13 protein-coding genes and 1 tRNA gene are annotated in these 18,375 nt (G+C 70.4%); 3 read left to right on the top strand and 11 right to left on the bottom strand.

Translation table 11 applies throughout. The features are described 5' to 3' along the window. Nucleotides 1-5 precede the first annotated feature (5 nt). Nucleotides 6-1,811 carry a bifunctional metallophosphatase/5'-nucleotidase gene (locus ACH4OA_RS22460; protein WP_397970396.1) on the bottom strand — a complete coding sequence of 602 codons (1,806 nt, stop codon included), beginning with the start codon at nucleotides 1,809-1,811 and terminating at the stop codon, nucleotides 6-8. A 216-nt stretch (nucleotides 1,812-2,027) separates the two neighbouring features. Here ACH4OA_RS22460 and pyk point away from each other — a divergent pair, with 216 nt between their 5' ends. Further along, nucleotides 2,028-3,464 (top strand): pyruvate kinase, encoded by a 1,437-nt coding sequence (gene pyk, locus ACH4OA_RS22455; RefSeq protein WP_365941742.1) that lies wholly within the window; start codon nucleotides 2,028-2,030, stop codon nucleotides 3,462-3,464. Between the two features lie 12 nt (nucleotides 3,465-3,476). Here pyk and ACH4OA_RS22450 read toward each other — a convergent pair whose 3' ends face one another. Together ACH4OA_RS22450 and ACH4OA_RS22445 are read right to left on the bottom strand one after the other, a co-directional pair. Continuing rightward, entirely contained in the window at nucleotides 3,477-4,265 is a 789-nt protein-coding gene (locus tag ACH4OA_RS22450) for a helix-turn-helix domain-containing protein (RefSeq protein ID WP_397970393.1), read from the bottom strand. Nucleotides 4,266-4,349: 84 nt separating this feature from the next. Further along, nucleotides 4,350-4,433, bottom strand: a tRNA-Leu gene (locus ACH4OA_RS22445). A 99-nt stretch (nucleotides 4,434-4,532) separates the two neighbouring features. Between ACH4OA_RS22445 and ACH4OA_RS22440 the strand changes: the two genes are divergently transcribed. Then, the gene (locus tag ACH4OA_RS22440; RefSeq protein ID WP_365883348.1) at nucleotides 4,533-5,192 is read left to right on the top strand and encodes a response regulator; all 660 of its coding nucleotides are present in this window, start codon (nucleotides 4,533-4,535) and stop codon (nucleotides 5,190-5,192) included. Between the two features lie 69 nt (nucleotides 5,193-5,261). Here ACH4OA_RS22440 and ACH4OA_RS22435 read toward each other — a convergent pair whose 3' ends face one another. From ACH4OA_RS22435 to ACH4OA_RS22400, 8 genes are all read right to left on the bottom strand, one after another. Then, on the bottom strand, nucleotides 5,262-5,978 hold the full coding sequence (locus ACH4OA_RS22435) for an ABC transporter ATP-binding protein (RefSeq protein ID WP_397940711.1): 717 nt from the start codon (nucleotides 5,976-5,978) through the stop codon (nucleotides 5,262-5,264). Next, nucleotides 5,975-6,886: an ABC transporter ATP-binding protein gene (locus ACH4OA_RS22430; protein WP_397940713.1), complete on the bottom strand. Its 912-nt coding sequence runs from the start codon at nucleotides 6,884-6,886 to the stop codon at nucleotides 5,975-5,977. Before ACH4OA_RS22430 ends, ACH4OA_RS22435 begins: the two co-directional genes overlap by 4 nt. 5 nt (nucleotides 6,887-6,891) lie before the next feature. Then, nucleotides 6,892-8,718, bottom strand: coding sequence for a branched-chain amino acid ABC transporter permease (locus ACH4OA_RS22425; RefSeq protein ID WP_397970390.1), 1,827 nt, complete (start codon nucleotides 8,716-8,718; stop codon nucleotides 6,892-6,894). A gap of 5 nt (nucleotides 8,719-8,723) precedes the next feature. Continuing rightward, nucleotides 8,724-9,653 (bottom strand): branched-chain amino acid ABC transporter permease, encoded by a 930-nt coding sequence (locus tag ACH4OA_RS22420; protein WP_397940717.1) that lies wholly within the window; start codon nucleotides 9,651-9,653, stop codon nucleotides 8,724-8,726. Between the two features lie 111 nt (nucleotides 9,654-9,764). Continuing rightward, complete coding sequence (locus ACH4OA_RS22415) at nucleotides 9,765-11,000, bottom strand: branched-chain amino acid ABC transporter substrate-binding protein (RefSeq protein WP_365880307.1); 1,236 nt, start codon at nucleotides 10,998-11,000, stop codon at nucleotides 9,765-9,767. 674 nt (nucleotides 11,001-11,674) lie between these two features. Then, nucleotides 11,675-12,109, bottom strand: coding sequence for a hypothetical protein (locus ACH4OA_RS22410; protein ID WP_397970387.1), 435 nt, complete (start codon nucleotides 12,107-12,109; stop codon nucleotides 11,675-11,677). Between the two features lie 227 nt (nucleotides 12,110-12,336). Further along, nucleotides 12,337-12,828, bottom strand: a complete 492-nt coding sequence (locus ACH4OA_RS22405; RefSeq protein WP_397970579.1) for a hotdog fold thioesterase — start codon at nucleotides 12,826-12,828, stop codon at nucleotides 12,337-12,339. Nucleotides 12,829-12,875: 47 nt separating this feature from the next. After that, nucleotides 12,876-15,188, bottom strand: a complete 2,313-nt coding sequence (locus ACH4OA_RS22400; protein ID WP_397970384.1) for an FdhF/YdeP family oxidoreductase — start codon at nucleotides 15,186-15,188, stop codon at nucleotides 12,876-12,878. A gap of 275 nt (nucleotides 15,189-15,463) precedes the next feature. Between ACH4OA_RS22400 and polA the strand changes: the two genes are divergently transcribed. After that, a complete protein-coding gene (gene polA / locus ACH4OA_RS22395; RefSeq protein WP_397940724.1) occupies nucleotides 15,464-18,190 on the top strand; it encodes a DNA polymerase I in 2,727 nt (908 codons plus the stop codon). Nucleotides 18,191-18,375: the final 185 nt, after the last annotated feature.

Genomic DNA, 18,375 nt, shown 5'->3' with positions numbered 1-18,375 from the left:
ACCGGCTAGAACACCGGCACGCCGTCCCGCACCAGCTTCCAGTCCGCCGACGCGAAGTCCTTCGGGTCCAGCACACCCTTCGCGGTCACCCACTCCGCGATCCGGGTCCGGATCTCCGTCGACTCCGACCACACCTCCTTGGCCTTCGCCACATACGGGAAGGCACCGCCGCCGTTGGCCCGGTAGTTGTTCACCGCCAGCACGAACTGCTGCGCGTCGTCCAGCGCGGCCCCGCCGAAGGCCAGGTTCCTGATCCGCGACCCGGCCGGCCGCGCGATGTCGATGTCGTACGACAGCCCCGACACGTAGTCGTAGTTGTAGTCCGGACGGCCACCGGCATTGGTCAGCTTCTCCACGTCGACCACGGCACCGGCCGCCGTCTGGACGTAGTACTCCGCCGAGTACTCCAGGTACGCCCGCACCTGCGCGCCCGTCAGCACCTTGGCCACCAGCGTGTTGTCGTACACGTACAGGCTCGACAGATCCCGGATGGTGACCTCGCCCGCCGGGATCTCGGAGGTCCGGGAGAACGGCGACGCCTGGGCGATCACCGGCAGCGCGGCGTACTCCGTGCCCGCGAGCGCCGCCTTGACCACGTCCTCCTGGACCCTGGTGATCAGATCGATGATCGGCGCGTCCCGGTACCGGGCCTCGACGGTCGTCAGCGTCTCGGTGGCCCGGCCCACCACCTGGTTGACGTACGCCACGACCTTGCGGTGATCCTCGGTCAGCAACCGGGTGATCTCCGGATGATCGACGACGGTCCGCGAGTCGCGCAGGGAGGCGGACACCGACTCCACCTCCCAGCGGCCCTTGCCGAACACCAGCTCGATGTCGAAGACGGTGAGCCGCTCGGCGTAGCACAGCGGCTCGGACAGCACCACGGTCCGGCCCGTCCGCTCGTTGACCACCTTCAGCTCCGGGATCTCCAGATGCGCGTGCCCCACCAGGATCGCGTCGATACCGGGCACCTTCCGGGCCACCTCGGCCGCCGCGTTCTCCAGATACGGCACCTGGTCACCGTACGACGACGTGCCCGAGGTACCCGAGTGCGCCGAGACGACCACCACGTCCGCACCCATCGACCGCAGCTTCGGCACCCACTTGGCCGCCTGCTCCTCCAACCCCGGGAACGCCAGCCGGCCCTGCACATACGCCTTGTCCCAGATCGCGATGCCCGGGTTGGTCAGACCGAGCACGGCCACCCGGACCGGCTTGGCACCCGGCACGTGGAACGTCTTCATGACGTACGGCGGGAAAGCGGGCCGCAGCGTCTTCGCGTCCACCGCGTTGGCGCCGAGCAGCGGGAAGTCCAGCTGCTCCTCGAACGCCCGCAGCGTCTCGATGCCGTAGTTGAACTCGTGGTTGCCGAGGGCCGCCGCGTCGTACCCGATCGCGTTCATCGCCCGCGCCATCGGATGCACCGGACCACCCTCGGCGGTGATCGGGTCCACCTTCGCGTAGTAGTACGTCAGCGGGGTGCCCTGGATGGTGTCACCGGCGTCCAGCAGCAGCGTGTTGCGGCGGCCCTTCTCCTCGCGCACCTGCTCGACCAGGGTCGCGATACGCGCCAGGCCCAGCGCGTTGCCCGCCTTGTCGGAGTACTCCGCGTCCTTGAAGTAGTCCCAGTTGAAGACATGACCGTGCAGGTCCGTGGTGCCCATGACGGTCAGCGCGTACCGCTTCGCGCGGTGCCCGGGCGCGCCGGCCCCGGCCGCCTCGGCCGCCGGCGCCGCCGCCGCGCCGGCGACCACCGCTCCCGCTCCGGTGGCGGCGGACTTCTTTAGGAACTTCCGGCGGTTCAGCGGCATCTCTCGGTCTCCTAGGCGATGGTCGACAACGCGCGTAGATTCTGTCCTGAGCATGTCCGGCGGCAACAGGTCCGCGAGGTTGCGATCTGATGACCATCGCTCATCGGAGCGCACCGCCGCGCACTTCAACACTTGTCAACAACCCTTTGCCGAAAGTGTGTTGAGTGGTCATACGACACCGATTCCCTACCCGTGGGTAAGCCCTAGGCTCGACTCATGCGCCGAGCAAAGATCGTCTGTACCCTGGGGCCCGCCACCGACTCGTACGACCAGATCAAGGCACTGGTCCAGGCCGGAATGGACGTCGCCCGGTTCAACCTCAGCCACGGCACCCAGGCCGAGCACGAGGAGCGCTACCAGCGCGTCCGGCGAGCGGCCGACGAAACCGGCCGCAGCGTCGGCATCCTCGCCGACCTTCAGGGCCCGAAGATCCGCCTCGGTCGCTTCACCGAAGGCCCCGTACTCCTTGAACGCGGAGACACCTTCACCCTCACCGTCGAAGACGGCGCCGAAGGCGACCGCCACCAGTGCGGCACCACCTACGCCGGCCTCGCCGCCGACGTCACCCCCGGCGAACGCGTCCTCGTCGACGACGGCAAGGTCTGCCTGGAGGTCACCGCCGTCGACGGCCCCCGCGTCCACACCCGGGTGATCGAAGGCGGCGTCGTCTCCGACCACAAGGGCCTCAACCTCCCCGGCGTCGCCGTCTCCGTCCCCGCCCTGTCCAAGAAGGACGAGGACGACCTGCGCTGGGCACTGCGCACCGGCTTCGACGTGATCGCCCTCTCCTTCGTCCGCAGCGGCGACGACGCCCTCGACGTCCACCGGATCATGGCCGAGGAAGGCCGCCGCCTCCCGGTCATCGCCAAGATCGAGAAACCCCAGGCGGTACGGAACCTCGACGGCATCGTGGCCGCCTTCGACGGCCTGATGGTCGCGCGCGGCGACCTGGGCGTCGAGATGCCGCTCGAACAGGTGCCGATGGTCCAGAAACGCGCCGTCGCACTCGCCCGGCGCAACGCCAAACCGGTGATCGTCGCCACCCAGATGCTCGACTCCATGATCGAGAACTCCCGGCCCACCCGCGCCGAGGCGTCCGACGTGGCCAACGCGGTCCTCGACGGCACGGACGCGGTGATGCTCTCGGGCGAGACCAGCGTCGGCAAGTACCCGGTCGAAACCGTGCGCACCATGGCGAAGATCGTCGCCGCGGCCGAGGAGGACATGCTCGCCAAGGGGCTGCCGCCGCTGACCGAGCGGAGCAAGCCGCGCACCCAGGGCGGCGCGGTCGCACGGGCCGCCGCCGAGATGGGCGACTTCCTCGGCGCCAAGTTCCTGGTCGCGTTCACCCAGTCCGGGGACACCGCCCGCCGCCTGTCCCGCTACCGCTCGCCGATCCCGCTCCTGGCCTTCACCCCGGAACCGGCCACCCGCTCCCAGCTCAGCCTCACCTGGGGCGCCGAGACCTTCCTCGGCCCGCACGTGGACTCCACCGACGCCATGGTCGACCAGGTCGACGAGCTGCTGCTGAAGTACGGCCGCTGCCGGAAGGGCGATGTCGTGGTGATCACCGCCGGCTCCCCGCCCGGCGTCTCCGGCGCCACCAACATGGTGCGGGTCCACCACATCGGCGAGGACGACAGCCCGAAGTGACGGGGGCCGGGATCAGCGCTTCGGCCCGACGTGGAGATCCATGAGGGCTACGGAGGCCCTGCGGGCGACGGAGACGGTGAACGGGGTGCCGCCGCGGGCCAGGGTGGTCCACTCCACGCGGACCAGGTCGAGAGCGTCCGTGAAGAGCCCGCGGATGTCGTCCGACTTGTTGCAGAAGAAGTAGCGCGGATACTCGTACCGCTTGCGCTCACCGGCGACCGTCCGGGTCGTCCAGTTGGTGACCCGGCAGCCGTCGGAGTGGACGAGCCCCCGGACGAACTCCCAGGGGTGGTCCCGGACGATCGCCCACTGCCAGGGCTCGAGCACGATCGGACGCTCATGCTTCTTCCCGGGCCCGTGCTGGGGGAACAGGCAGGACAGGTGCATCGAGTAGACCTTCACGTTGTGGCAGCCCTGTTTCCGCACCCGGCACACCGAGTTCGCGGGGAACACGGCGCGCATAGCCGCCTCGCACGCGTCCATCACGGCGGGCCACGCATCCGAGCACGTGATCATGAGGTTGGGCACCCGGTGCCCGGAGTAGCGGCTGATGTGGCCGTCGCCGAGATAGAGGCCCAGAAGGTAGCCGTAGGCCACCTCGTCGAGCGGGCGGCCGTCGCACCGCGGGCATGGCGGACTATGCCGCCCGGGACACTCGCCGCGTCGGGCCCGGTCGAGGTGCTTCCAGTAGCCGATTGTCCCCTCAGGCACGTGCAGATGCTGCGCCACGTCCGCGTTTCTTGCGCCGCCCCGGAGCAGCGTGAGGGCCTTCTGTCGCACTTCAGTGCTGTGGACGTTCATGCGGACACTCTGTGTGAACACCCGTGCCGACACGCGAAAAAAGCGGAGAACCACGCGAACGTGATCCTCCGCTTCGTACTACGGTGCCCGGTGTGGGATTCGAACCCACATGCCCGAAGGGCACGGCATTTTGAGTGCCGCGAGTCTGACCAGTTCCTCCAACCGGGCAGGCGAGGGGGTCGTGGGAAGTGTACCGGTTCACCGCTCATCCCCGCAGCTAGGTACCCTGCTGGAAGCAGAGCCCCTGCCCTGGACCAAGGAGCCTCCGTGACCGCCCCCGAGTCGCCCCAGCCCGTAGACGTGACCGACGAGGACAAGTCGCACGTGCCTCCGCTGACGACCCGTGTCGTCATCGCGGAGGACGAGGCGCTGATCCGGCTCGACCTCAAAGAGATGCTGGAGGAGGAGGGGTACAGCGTCGTCGGTGAGGCCGGGGACGGCGAGCAGGCCGTCGAGCTGGCCCGCGAGCACCGGCCGGACCTGGTCATCCTGGATGTGAAGATGCCCAAGCTGGACGGCATCTCCGCGGCCGAGAAGATCGCCGAGGAGTCCATCGCGCCGGTCCTGATGCTCACCGCCTTCTCGCAGCGCGACCTCGTCGAGCGGGCCCGGGACGCCGGTGCGATGGCGTATCTGGTGAAGCCGTTCAGCAAGAGCGACGTCGTGCCGGCGATCGAGATGGCCGTTTCCCGGTTCACCGAGCTGAAGCAGCTGGAGCAGGAGGTCGCCGACCTCTCCCAGCGGCTGGAGACCCGCAAGCTGGTCGACCGGGCGAAGTCGATCCTGCAGACCGAGTACGGCCTGACCGAGCCGGCCGCCTTCCGCTGGATCCAGAAGACCTCCATGGACCGCCGGATGTCGATGCAGCAGGTCGCGGAGGCGGTCATCGCGGACAACGACGAGAAGAAGGCGGCCAAGAAGAGCTGAGCGGCCCCTGCGTACGACGAGGCCCGCGCCCCGGAGAAGGGGGAGCGGGCCTCTGTCGTCCCGGAGCGGTCAGTCCTCGCCGAGGTAGGCCTTGCGGACCGATTCGTCGTGGAGCAGGTCCCGTCCCGTTCCGGACAGGACGATCGTGCCGATCTCCATGACGTGTCCCTGATCCGCGAGCGAGAGCGCCGCCTGGGCGTTCTGCTCGACCAGCAGGATCGTCGTCCCCTGTGCCTTCAGCTCGGCGATCGTCGCCATGATCTTCTGCATCATGATCGGCGACAGTCCCATCGACGGCTCGTCGAGCATCAGCAGCTTGGGCCGGGACATCAGCGCCCTGCCCATCGCCAGCATCTGCTGCTCGCCGCCGGACAGGGTGCCGGCGGCCTGCTTGCGGCGTTCGCCGAGGATGGGGAACAGGTCGTAGGCGCGCTGGATGTCCTGTTCGATGCCCGGCCGGTCGCTGCGCAGGAACGCGCCGAGGCGCAGGTTGTCCTCGATGGTCATGCGCGGGAAGATGTGCCGCCCCTCGGGCGAGTGGGCGAGGCCCAGCGAGACCACCTCGTGGGCCGGGACCTTCTTCAGCGATCTGCCGTTGAACCTGATCTGTCCGCCGGCCGGTTTGAGCAGTCCGGACAGGGTGCGCAGGGTGGTGGTCTTGCCGGCGCCGTTGGTGCCGATGAGGGTGACCACCTGGCCGGCGTCGACGGTGAAGGAGATGCCCTTGACGGCTTCGATCTTGCCGTAGGCGACCCGCAGGTCCTCGACTTCGAGCAGTGCGGTCATCGGTCGTTCTCCTTGCCGGGCGCGGCGTCCTTCGTGGTCTCGGCGTGGGCCTCGGCGGCCGCGACCTCGGCCGCCTCCTCGGCGCCGGGCGCGTCCTCGAAGGGTTCGCCGAGGTAGGCCGCGACCACCCGTTCGTCGCCCTGGACGGTGGCGCTGTCGCCCTCGATCAGCTTCTCGCCCTGGACGAGTACGGCGACGCGGTCGCACAGGTTGAAGATGAAGCGCATGTCGTGCTCGATGACGAGGACGGCGATGCCCATGTCGCGGATGGCGAAGACGAGTTCCTCGGTGACCCGGGTCTCCTGCGGATTCATGCCGGCGGTGGGTTCGTCGAGGAGCAGCAGGCCGGGTTCGCTGGCGAGGGCGCGGGCGATCTCCAGTTTGCGCTGTTCGCCGTAGGGGAGGTTGCGGGCGAGGTGGTCGGCCTTGTGGTCCAGGCCGATGAAGGCGAGGAGTTCCATGGCCCGGTCCTTGGAGGCCTTCTCGGCCCGGTGGAAGCCGGGGCCGCGCAGGACGGCGGACCAGAAGCCCTCCTTGGTGCGGGTGTGCCGGCCGACGAGCACGTTCTCCAGGACGGTCATGTTGGCGAACAGCCGGATGTTCTGGAAGGTGCGGGCGATGCCGGCGGCGGTGACCTTGAAGGGGGTGGGGGGCAGGACGTTGCCCTGGTAGCGGACTTCGCCCTCGGTGGGGACGTAGAGGCCGGTCAGGCAGTTGAAGAAGGTCGTCTTGCCGGCGCCGTTGGGGCCGATGAGGCCGACGATCTCGCCGGCGCCCACGGTGAGGTCGACGCCGCGTACGGCGGTCAGGCCGCCGAAGCGCATGGTCACGCCGCGGGCGTCGAGGACGGTGGTGCGGGGTGCGGGGGCGCCGGGGGCGGTGCCGCGGGTGGTGGTGTCGGTGGTCATGGTGGTCAGGCCCCCGCCTTCGTCAGGAGGGTGGGCGCCGGTGCCTCTTCGTGGAATTCGAGCTGGCGGCGGCGGTTGGGGATGAGGCCCTCGGGGCGGAACCGCATCAGCAGGACGAGTGCGAGGCCGAAGGCGAAGAGCTGGTAGTTGCCGAGGAACTGGAGTTTGTTCGGGATGAGGAAGAGCAGGGCGGCGCCGATGAGGGGGCCGCTGATGGTGCCCATGCCGCCGAGGACGACCGCGGCGAGCAGGAAGGCGGAGTTGGGCGGGATGGGTCCGGCGAACAGGTACTGCTCGGGGGTCACGGTGTAGGTGACGTGGGCCTGGACGGTGCCGGCGAGGCCGGCGAGGGAGGCGCCGACGGCGAAGGCGATGAGCTTGACCCGGAAGCCGTTGATGCCCATGGCGAGTGCGGCGGTCTCGTCCTCGCGGATGGCGACCCAGGCGCGTCCGATGCGGGAGTTGCCGCTGCGGCGGAAGACCAGCACCACGACGGCGGTGATGATCAGCATGAGGAAGAAGTAGTTGGCGAACCGGCCGATGGTGAAGCCGCCCATGGCGTGCGGGGCACCGAAGTCGAAGCCGAGGACGTCGAGGTTGGGGATCGAGGAGATGCCGTTGGAGCCGTTGGTGAGGTCGGGTCCTGAGGTGCCGTCGAGGTTGTTGGCGGTGATGCGGAAGATCTCGCCGAAGCCGAGGGTGACGATGGCGAGGTAGTCGCCGCGCAGCCGGAGGGTGGGGGCGCCGATGAGGACGCCGAAGACCAGGGAGGCGGCGGCGCCGACGAGGACGGCGGCCCAGAACGGGAAGTGCACGTGGAACGGTGAGCTGGGGGAGCCGGAGACGAGGGCCGCGGCGTAGGCGCCGACGCCGAGGAAGGCGACGTAGCCGAGGTCGAGGAGGCCGGCGAGGCCGACGACGATGTTCAGGCCGAGGGCGACGGTGGCGAAGATGAGGATGTAGACGCCGAGGGTGGCGTACTGGTCGTTGGTCTGGGTGAAGGGGAACAGGGCGGCGGCGGCGAAGGCGCCGCAGGTGGTGATGCCGGTGTGGCGGGAGGCGATCTGTGAGACGTGGGCGATGAGGCCGGCTTTGGTGAGGGCGGCGAATCCGAGGCCGGCGGTGAGCAGGAAGCCGATGAACAGTTCGTCGTACTCGGTGCCGATGCCGTAGGTGAAGACGGCGAGGCCGAGCGCGAGCATGGCGACGATGACCAGGATCTCGGCGTACGGCGGGAGGGCGGGCGCGGGCCGGGGCGGGCCGGCGGCGAAGACGGCCTTGGTGGTGGTCCACTTGTGGGCGAGGCCGTGCCTGGTCTTCTCCCAGCCGGTGTCGTCGGGGTCGGCCGGGTCGGGCGCGGGCCGCTGGAAGGGCAGGGCGAGCGCGCCGGCGAGGGCGGCCAGGCTGGCCACGGCGACGAGGATGCCGCCGGGTTCGAGGTTGACGACGCCGCCGAGGTCGGTGCTGATCGCGAGGACCGTGTACAAGCTGGTGGCGAAGGTGGCCAGGGTGGCGAACCGCAGGGCCGCGTCGGGTCCGGCGGGTGCGAGTGCGCCGAGGCCGGGGACGCCGTAGGAGGCGAGCGCGTACACGGTGGCGAGGAGCGCGCCGATGAGGACGAGGACCTGGAGGCCGCCGGGGTAGCCGTAGACGGTGAGGTCGCCGGGGAACGCGGAGGTCCAGGTCCAGGCGAGGAAGGTGGAGACGGCCGTCAGGAGGCTGCCGCCGAGGGCGAGGGCGCGGGCGGCCTTCTCGGGCAGGGGCAGCAGGCCGGAGGGGGTGCCGGCCGTGCGGGCGGCGGGGGTTTCGGGTGCGGTGGTCTGTGTGGTCATCGGTCTCACGCCCTGTCCGCGACACGTTCGCCGAGCAGGCCCTGCGGCCTGAACAGCAGTACGAGGATGAGGAGTACGAAGGCCCAGACGTCGGCCCAGGACTGGCTGCCGAACTTGTCCATGCCGGGGATGTCGGCGATGTAGGCGGTGGCCAGGGTCTCGGCGACGCCGAGGACCACGCCGCCGATCATGGCGCCGTAGATGTTGCCGATGCCGCCGAGGACGGCCGCGGTGAACGCCTTCAGGCCGAGGATGAAGCCCATGCGGAAGTTGATCTCGCCGTACTTCAGGCCGTAGGCGACGGCTCCGACGGCGGCGAACGCGGCGCCGAGCGCGAAGGCGATCACGATGATGCGGTCGGTGTCGACGCCCATCAGTTTGGCGGTGTCGGGGTCCTGGGCGGTGGCCTGCATGCCGCGGCCGGTGCGGGTCTTCATGACGAAGTAGGCGAGGATCGCCATGCTGATGGGGGCGGCGGCGACGAGGAAGATGTCCCCGGTCTGGATGGTGACGCTGCCGATCTCGAAGGGGCCGCCGGCGATCTGCGGGAAGGTGCGCGCGGACTTCGCCTCGGGGTACCAGGCCCAGACCGCCTGCTGGAGGGCCAGGGAGAGGCCGATGGCGGTGATGAGGGGGGCGAGGCGCGGGGCGGTGCGGAGGGGCCGGTAGGCGAATCGTTCCGCCCCTACGGCGATGGCGACCGCGACGACGACCGCGCCGACGATCATCAGCGGCAGCGCGATCCACATGGTGGTGCCGCCGGGGAGCCAGAGCCAGACGGTGAGCGCGCCGAAGGCTCCGGTCATGAATATCTCGCCGTGGGCGAAGTTGATGAGCTGGACGATGCCGTAGACCATGGTGTAGCCGATGGCGACGAGCCCGTACATGGATCCTAGGAGCAGGCCGTTGACCAGCTGCTGCGGCAGTTCGTTCACCGCATGTCCTCCGAGCGTTCGGAAAGTGCGAGGGATGGGGCCGGATGCGAGTCCGCGCGGGGCGCCAGTGCAACAGCGCCCCGCGCGGCCCTCGGGTGGTACGGGCGCCGGTCAGCCGGCGTAGGTACCGGACTTGACGGGCACCCAGGCACCGTTCTTCACGGCGTACACGGTCAGCTGCTTGTTGGTGGCGTCGCCGAACTCGTCGAAGGAGACCTTGCCGGTCACGCCGTCGAAGGACACGTTCTGCATGGCCTCGGTGACCTTGGCGCGGGCGTCGGAGGGCAGCTTGCCGCCGTTCGCGTCGACGACCTTCTTCACGGCCTCGATGACGGCCCAGGCGGAGTCGTAGGAGTAGCCGCCGTAGGCGGAGTACCCCTCCTTGTAGCCGGCCGCCTTGTAGTCGGAGACGAACGTCTTGGCGGAGGGCAAGTCCTCGACCGGGGCGCCGACGGAGGTGGCGAGGTCGCCGGTGCTCTCGGCGCCCGCCAGCTTCATGTACGTGTCGTCCTTGACGCCGTCGCCGCCGACCAGCGGTATCTTGGCGCCGGCGGCCTTGATCTGCTTGCTCAGCGGGCCGGCCTGCGGGTACTCGCCGCCGTAGTAGACGATCTCGGCGCCCGAGTTCTTCACCTTGGTGGCGACCGCGGAGAAGTCCTTGGCGTCGGGGTTGATGTGCTCGGTGCCGACGACCTTGCCGCCCAGCTTCTTGAACTCGTCGGTGAAGGTGGCCGCGAGCCCGGAGCCGTAGGTCTTCTTGTCGTCGATGACGAAGACCTTCTTCTTCTTGGCGGTGTTGTACACGTACTGGGCGGCGAACGGGCCCTGGATGGCGTCCGTGGTCGCGGTGCGGAAGTACGCCTTGTAGGGGCGGACCTTCTTGGTCTGCCAGTCGGCGCCCTGGGAGAGGGACGGGCCGGTGTTGGCGGGGGAGACCTGGGCCAGTTTGGCGTCGTCGAAGACCTTCTGCATCGACTCGGCGACCGAGGAGTTCAGCGGGCCGACGACTCCGAGGACCTCCTGCTCGGAGACGAACTTGGTGGCGTTCTGCTGGCCGGCGGAGGGCTGCGCCTGGTCGTCGAGGGCTTCGACCTTGAAGGTGACGCCCTTGACGAAGTTCTGCTTGTTGGCGTTCTTGGCGGCGAGGTCCGCCGAGTTCTTGATGCCGAGGCCCATGGCGGACAGGTCGCCGGTCAGGGGCGAGTCGACGCCGATGACGACGGTGGTGCCGCCGTCGCCCGCGCCGGTGCCCTCCTTGTCGCCGCTGTCGCGCGAACCGCAGGCGGTGAGGGTGAGCGCTCCCGCCGCCAGCGCGGCGGTGATGGCGATAAGCGAACGTTGACGCACGATCAGTCCTTTCCCCAGGCACAACCGCCTCCCCATGGAAGCGGCCGAGTCGCGCGCCGCGCTGAATTGACAATCCGAAGGCGCGGTGACTGGCCGTGACTCTAAGCGTGTGTGGGGAACGTGGAGGAGAGTCTGACCCAGGCTGTGACGCTCTTGTTATGACACGACGTAATGCACAGCGGTACACGGTGGTCGAGAAGGCGGAATTCAGGGGGATTCGCGCCGTCCGCATGCTGAGAACCCGCAGGACTGAGCATGATCATCCCAGGTGTGTCGGCTGTTTTGCTGATTACTCGAATCCGTTGCCGCGGGCGTCTTCCCGTCCTCGGGACGGCCTTCCGTGTGTGTCCGCAGAGGATGAAGGTCTGTGCATATATTGCGCGCGTATTACGCTGAGTTACGCGCAGGAAAGGGAATCCGGCATTCCTGTGGGCCTTTCGGTATTTCGTCGTGTGCGGCGTTATGGTGATCCTGCGGGCGGAGCCCGCGGGGGTACGGAACGGAGCGGTAAGTTCCGTCCGCACGGGCCGACTTGCGTACGTCCGCGCCCCACGCGTCACGCCGGCCGGCGGTCGGGAGGTCACGCTCGGTAGGACGACGGAGCCGGGGCCGTGCGGCGGGTGGCGGGACAGAGCGGGGGATGCCGGCGGGCTGGTGCCGGCGGGTCGGTGGCCTCAGGTCCAGGGGGCGTCGTCCGGCCGCCCGTGGCGGTAGCGCGCGGCGCACTCGGCGCGGATCTGCCGGGCCGTCAACTCGGTTACGTCACCGGCCGCTTGGCGCTTCCCGGCGGCCCGCCCGGCGTCCACGGCATCCCTCAGGATGTCGTACTGCCCGTGGGACAGGCCCATCGACTGGTAGTCGCCGTAGGTCTCGCCGTCGAGCACCTCGCGGGCCCAGTAGGTGACGAGCCGGGTGCAGAGAGCGGCGTCGGAGACCGGCGGTGCGGAGGCGGATGGGGCGGGGTGCGGGGTGGTGGCCGAGTGCGTGGGGTGCGCGGGGTGCGGGGAGGCGCCCGGGTCGGCGCAGCCCGCCGCGAAGAGCAGTGCCGGCAGCACCGACGCCGGCACCAGGAACCTCGCTGCCGGCCGGGGGCCTCCTCGCCGTCCCATGGGCCGAAGCTAAGGGGAGACGGGGCGGGAGGCAACGGTTCCGACGGCACGGGCGGGGCGACGGTCCGGCGGCACCTGGGTTCGGTGGGCGGCGGGAGGCGCAGCCGGGACAGGCGGGGTGAGCAGGCAGGGGACGGGAACGGCGACGGCTCGGTCGACACGAACGGCTCGGGCGGCGGGCGTGGCGGGGGCGGCCGGGGTGGTGGTCCGGCCGCCGTCCGCGGCGGTCAGCTCGCGGTGGGCCGCACGAGCGCGCCTTCGCCCGGGCGGGCGTCCCGCAGCAGGCAGGTGAGCCGGGCGGAGCAGACCCGGCGGCCCTCCTCGTCGCTGATCACGATCCCGTACGTCGCCGTCGACCGGCCCCGGTGCACCGGCGTGGCCACCCCGGTCACCAGGCCCGAGCGGACGCCGCGGTGGTGCGTGCAGTTCAGGTCCACGCCGACCGCGATCTTCGAGGTGCCGCCGTGCAGCATGGAGCCGACCGAGCCCAGGGTCTCCGCCAGCACCGCGGAGGCGCCGCCGTGCAGCAGGCCGTACGGCTGGGTGTTGCCCTCCACTGGCATGGTCCCGACGACCTTGTCCGCCGACGCCTCCAGGATCTGCACGCCCATGCGCATGCCCAGGTGTCCGGCCGAGAACAGGGCGGGCAGGTCCACACCGAGCGTCGCGTACTCGTCGATGACCTCCTGCGGGAACTTCACTCGCTGCTGCTCGCCCATGGGCCGGCTCCGTTCGTCGTCCACCAGAGTGCTCACTGAGCAAACGCTCAGTCGGCCGCCGATTGTTCCAGAGGACGCCGCGCGCCGTCGGTGTGGGCTTCCAGGCGCACGACGACGGACTTGCTGGCCGGGGTGTTGCTGGTGTCGGCGGTGGCGTCGAGCGGCACCAGGACGTTCGTCTCGGGGTAGTACGCCGCCGCGCATCCCCGGGCCGTCGGGTACAGCACCACCCGGAAGCCGGGCGCCCGCCGCTCCACGCCGTCCCGCCACTCGCTCACCAGGTCGACGTACGCCCCCTCCGCGAGCCCGAGCGACCGCGCGTCCTCGGGATGCACCAGCACCACCCGGCGTCCGCCCGTGATGCCCCGGTAGCGGTCGTCCAGGCCGTAGATGGTGGTGTTGTACTGGTCGTGCGAGCGCAGGGTCTGGAGCAGCAGCCGGCCCTCGGGCAGCGCCGGGTACTCCACCGGCGCCGCCGTGAAGTTGGCCTTCCCCGTGGCGGTCGGGAACCGGCGTTCGTCGCGCGGGGCGTGCGGCAGCGCGAAACCGCCGGGGCGGGCCACGCGTGCGTTGAAGTCCTCGAAACCGGGGATCACGCGCGCGATGCGGTCCCGGATCGCGCCGTAGTCCCTGGCGAACTCCTCCCACGGCACGACGCTGCGCTCGCCCAGCACCCGGCGGGCCAGCCCGCAGACGATGGCCGGCTCGGACCTGAGCCGCGGGCTCGCGGGAGCGAGCCGCCCGCGGGAGGCGTGCACCATGCCCATGGAGTCCTCGACCGTCACGAACTGCTCGCCGCCGGCCTGCACATCGCGCTCGGTCCGGCCCAGGGTCGGCAGGATCAGCGCCCGCGCGCCCGTGACCACGTGCGAGCGGTTCAGCTTGGTCGACACGTGCACGGTCAGCCGGGCCCGGCGCATCGCGGCCTCGGTGACCTCGGTGTCCGGCGAGGCGGAGACGAAGTTGCCGCCCATGGCGAAGAAGACCTTCGCCGCGCCGTCGCGCAGCGCGCGGATGGCCCGGACCACGTCGAAGCCGTGCTCGCGCGGGGGCGCGAACCCGAACTCCTTCTCCAGGGCGTCGAGGAAGGCCGGGGCGGGCCGCTCGAAGATGCCCATGGTCCGGTCGCCCTGCACGTTGCTGTGCCCGCGCACCGGGCACACGCCCGCGCCCGGGCGGCCGATGTTGCCGCGCAGCAGCAGGAAGTTGACCACCTCGCGGATGGTCGGCACCGAGTGCTTGTGCTGGGTCAGGCCCATCGCCCAGCAGACGATGGTCCGCCGGGAGGCGAGGACTATGCCGAGGGCCTGCTCGATCTCCGCGCGGGTCAGGCCGGTCGCGGTCAGCGTCTCGTCCCAGCCGGCGGCGCGCGCGGCCGCCGCGAACTCCGCGAAGCCGTGGGTGTGCTCGCGGACGAACTCCTCGTCGACCGCGCCCTCCGTCTGGAGGATCAGCTTGTTGAGGAGCCGGAAGAGGGCCTGGTCGCCGCCGATGCGGATCTGCAGGAACAGGTCGGTGAGGGCGGCGCCCTTCACCAGGCCCTGTGGGGTCTGCGGGTTCTTGAAGCGCTCCAGGCCCGCCTCGGGCAGCGGGTTGACGCTGATGATCTTCGCGCCGTTCGCCTTGGCCCGCTCCAGCGCGGAGAGCATGCGCGGATGGTTGGTGCCCGGGTTCTGGCCCGCGACGATGATCAGATCGGCCTGGTACAGATCCTCCAGCAGGACGCTGCCCTTGCCGATCCCGATGGTCTCGCCGAGCGCCGACCCGGACGACTCGTGGCACATGTTCGAGCAGTCCGGCAGGTTGTTCGTGCCCAGCTCGCGCGCGAAGAGCTGGTACAGGAACGCGGCCTCGTTGCTGGTGCGGCCCGAGGTGTAGAAGACGGCTTCGTCCGGGGAGCCGAGGGCGGCGATCTCCTCGGCGACGATGTCGAACGCCCGCTCCCAGGAGACCGGCTCGTAGTGCGTGCCGCCCTCGGGGAGGTACATGGGGTGGGTGAGCCGGCCCTGCTGGCCCAGCCAGTAGCCGCTGCGGCCGGAGAGGTCCGCGACGGAGTGCGCGGCGAAGAACTCGGGTGTGACCCGGCGGAGCGTGGCCTCCTCCGCCACCGCCTTGGCGCCGTTCTCGCAGAACTCCGCCGCGTGCCGGTGGTCCGGCTCGGGCCAGGCGCAGCCGGGGCAGTCGAAGCCGTCCTTCTGGTTCACCCGCAGCAGCGTCAGCGCGGTGCGCTTCACTCCCATCTGCCGCTGGGCGATGCGCAGCGTGTGCCCGATGGCCGGCAGCCCCGCCGCCGCGTGCTTCGGCTCCGCGACCCGCGGCGCGTCCTGCACCGGATCACCCTTGGGCGGCTTGGTCGCCATCGCGCCCTCCCCTTCGCCTGCGTGTGAGAACAACCGCTGCCGATCCTCCCACGGCCCACTGACAACGGAACCGGACGGTCGCGCCGGTACCGCGGACGACCGGATCGCCCGGCGTCGTCCGGCGGCCGGGTCGGCCCGGCACGGTCCGGCAGCGGCGGTCGCGCCGGGTGCCCGCCCGTGCGGAACCGTCGTCACGAGGTGACCGCGGCACCGCTCCCGGGCCCGAGGGGGCCGTCCGGCCCGCGGTGTCGGTGCGGCGTGGCAGGATCGGGGACGTGGCAGAGACAGCACCGAAGCAGACCGACAAGACCTCCGGCGGTCCCCGTCCCCGGCTGATGCTCATGGACGGGCACTCGCTGGCCTACCGCGCGTTCTTCGCGCTGCCCGCGGAGAACTTCACCACCGCGACCGGCCAGCCGACGAACGCGATCTACGGCTTCGCGTCGATGCTGGCCAACACCCTGCGTGACGAGGCACCCACGCACTTCGCGGTGGCCTTCGACGTCTCCCGCAAGACCTGGCGCTCCGAGCGGTTCACCGAGTACAAGGCGAACCGCTCCAAGACGCCGGACGAGTTCAAGGGCCAGGTGGAGCTGATCGGCGAGCTGCTCGACGCGATGCACGCCCCGCGCTTCGCCGTCGAGGGGTACGAGGCGGACGACATCATCGCCACCCTCGCCACCCAGGCCGAGGCCGAGGGCTTCGACGTGCTGATCGTCACCGGCGACCGCGACTCCTTCCAGCTGGTCAGCGAGCACACCACGGTGCTGTATCCGACGAAGGGCGTCTCGGAGCTGACCCGGTTCACTCCGGAGAAGGTTTTCGAGAAGTACGGCTTGACGCCCGCCCAGTACCCGGACTTCGCGGCGCTGCGCGGCGACCCGTCCGACAACCTCCCCGGCATCCCCGGCGTCGGCGAGAAGACCGCGGCGAAGTGGATCAACCAGTTCGGCTCCTTCGCCGAGCTGGTCGAACGCGTCGACGAGGTCAAGGGCAAGGCGGGCCAGAACCTCCGCGACCACTTGGAGTCCGTCAAGCTCAACCGTGTCCTGACCGAGCTGGAGCGGCAGATCGAGCTGCCGAGGACGGTCACCGACCTGGAGCGCGCCCCGTACGACCGCAAGGCCGTGGCGATGGTCCTGGACACGCTGGAGATCCGCAACCCGTCGCTGCGCGAGCGCCTCTTCGCCGTCGACCCCGGCACGGAGGAGGCCGAACCCGCCCCGGTCGCCGCCGACGGCGTCGAGATCGACGGCAGCGTGCTGGGCACCGGCGAGCTGGCCCCCTGGCTCGCCGAGCACGGCAGCGGGACCCTGGGCGTCGCCACCGTCGGGACCTGGGCGCTGGGCGCCGGCTCGGTCGCCGAGGTCGCCCTCGCAGCGGCCGGCGGAGCGGCGGCCTGGTTCGACCCGTCCGAGCTGGACGAGGCCGACGAGAACGCGTTCGCCGCCTGGCTGGCCGACGCCGGCCGGCCCAAGGTGTTCCACGACGCCAAGGGCGCCATGCGGGTCCTCGCGGAGCACGGCTGGCGCGTCGACGGCGTCACCATGGACACCGCGCTCGCCGCCTACCTGGTCAAGCCGGGGCGCCGCTCCTTCGACCTGGACGCGCTGTCACTGGAGTACCTGCACCGCGAGCTGACGCCCGCCGCCACCGCCGACGGCCAGCTGGCCTTCGGTGCGGACGAGGGCGCCGAGGCCGAGGCCCTGATGATCCAGGCCCGCGCGGTCCTGGACCTGGGCGAGGCGTTCACGGGCCGCCTGGAGGAGGTGGGCGCCGCCGACCTGCTGCGGGACATGGAGCTGCCCACCTCCGCGCTGCTCGCCCGCATGGAGCGGCACGGCATCGCCGCCGACCGGACGCACTTCGGAGCGATGGAGCAGATGTTCGCGGGCGCGGTGCAGCAGGCCGTGAAGGAGGCGCACGCGGCGGCCGGCCGCGAGTTCAACCTGGGCTCGCCCAAGCAGCTCCAGGAGGTCCTCTTCGGCGAGCTGGCGCTGCCGAAGACGAAGAAGACCAAGACCGGCTACACCACGGACGCCGACGCGCTGGCCTGGCTCGCCACCCAGACCGACAACGAACTGCCGGTGATCATGCTGCGCCACCGCGAGCAGGCGAAGCTGCGGGTCACCGTCGAGGGCCTGATCAAGACCATCGCGGGCGACGGCCGTATCCACACCACCTTCAACCAGACGGTGGCCGCGACCGGACGTCTGTCCTCCACGGACCCGAACCTGCAGAACATCCCCGTGCGCACCGACGAGGGCCGGGCGATCCGCCGGGGCTTCGTGGTCGGCGAGGGCTTCGAGTCCCTGATGACCGCGGACTACAGCCAGATCGAACTGCGCGTGATGGCCCACCTCTCCGAGGACGAGGGCCTGATCGAGGCGTTCACCTCCGGCGAGGACCTGCACACCACGGCCGCGTCCCGGGTGTTCGGCGTCGAGCCCGGCGCGGTGGACGCGGAGATGCGCCGCAAGATCAAGGCGATGTCGTACGGCCTGGCCTACGGCCTGTCCGCGTTCGGCCTCTCCCAGCAGCTGAACATCGAGGCGGCCGAGGCCCGGGCACTGATGGACGCGTACTTCGAGCGCTTCGGCGGGGTGCGGGACTATCTGCGCCGGGCGGTCGACGAGGCACGGGCCACGGGCTACACGGCGACGCTCTTCGGCCGCCGCCGCTATCTGCCCGACCTCAACAGCGACAACCGCCAGCGCCGCGAGGCGGCCGAGCGCATGGCCCTCAACGCGCCCATCCAGGGCACGGCGGCGGACATCGTGAAGATCGCCATGCTGAAGGTGGACGAGGCGCTGCGGGCGGCGGACCTGAAGTCCCGCATGCTCCTCCAGGTCCACGACGAAATCGTCCTGGAGATCGCCCCCGGCGAGCGGACGGCCGCGGAGGAGATCGTCCGCCGCGAGATGTCCGGCGCCGTGCAGCTCAGGGCCCCGCTGGACGTCTCGGTGGGCGTGGGCCCGGACTGGGAATCGGCGGCGCACTAGGCGAAGCCCCGTCTGGATCAGTCCGAACCGACCTGATCCAGACGGACCTCCAGCCGACGACGAAGCGGGGGAGGGGCGCGAAGGGAGGTGGCGGGGGGGTGCCTCTATGTCTTTCGTCAAGCGATGCGGGGGCTCCTGGGTTCGTAGAAGGTTCCGTCGCGGAGCATGGCGAACAGGACGCTGGT

Source organism: Streptomyces sp. NPDC017095 (assembly GCF_044332325.1).
Taxonomy (GTDB): Bacteria; Actinomycetota; Actinomycetes; order Streptomycetales; family Streptomycetaceae; genus Streptomyces.
This window is presented reverse-complemented; position numbering and strand designations above follow the sequence as displayed.

What these genes read in the sequence shown, in the direction of transcription:
- ACH4OA_RS22425 (WP_397970390.1), bottom strand. Translation starts at nt 8,718, where the DNA reads ATGACCACACAGACCACCGCACCCGAAACCCCCGCCGCCCGCACGGCC.
- pyk (WP_365941742.1), top strand. Translation starts at nt 2,028, where the DNA reads ATGCGCCGAGCAAAGATCGTCTGTACCCTGGGGCCCGCCACCGACTCG.
- ACH4OA_RS22410 (WP_397970387.1), bottom strand. Translation starts at nt 12,109, where the DNA reads ATGGGACGGCGAGGAGGCCCCCGGCCGGCAGCGAGGTTCCTGGTGCCG.
- ACH4OA_RS22450 (WP_397970393.1), bottom strand. Translation starts at nt 4,265, where the DNA reads ATGAACGTCCACAGCACTGAAGTGCGACAGAAGGCCCTCACGCTGCTC.
- ACH4OA_RS22435 (WP_397940711.1), bottom strand. Translation starts at nt 5,978, where the DNA reads ATGACCGCACTGCTCGAAGTCGAGGACCTGCGGGTCGCCTACGGCAAG.
- ACH4OA_RS22460 (WP_397970396.1), bottom strand. Translation starts at nt 1,811, where the DNA reads ATGCCGCTGAACCGCCGGAAGTTCCTAAAGAAGTCCGCCGCCACCGGA.
- ACH4OA_RS22405 (WP_397970579.1), bottom strand. Translation starts at nt 12,828, where the DNA reads ATGGGCGAGCAGCAGCGAGTGAAGTTCCCGCAGGAGGTCATCGACGAG.
- ACH4OA_RS22400 (WP_397970384.1), bottom strand. Translation starts at nt 15,188, where the DNA reads ATGGCGACCAAGCCGCCCAAGGGTGATCCGGTGCAGGACGCGCCGCGG.
- ACH4OA_RS22430 (WP_397940713.1), bottom strand. Translation starts at nt 6,886, where the DNA reads ATGACCACCGACACCACCACCCGCGGCACCGCCCCCGGCGCCCCCGCA.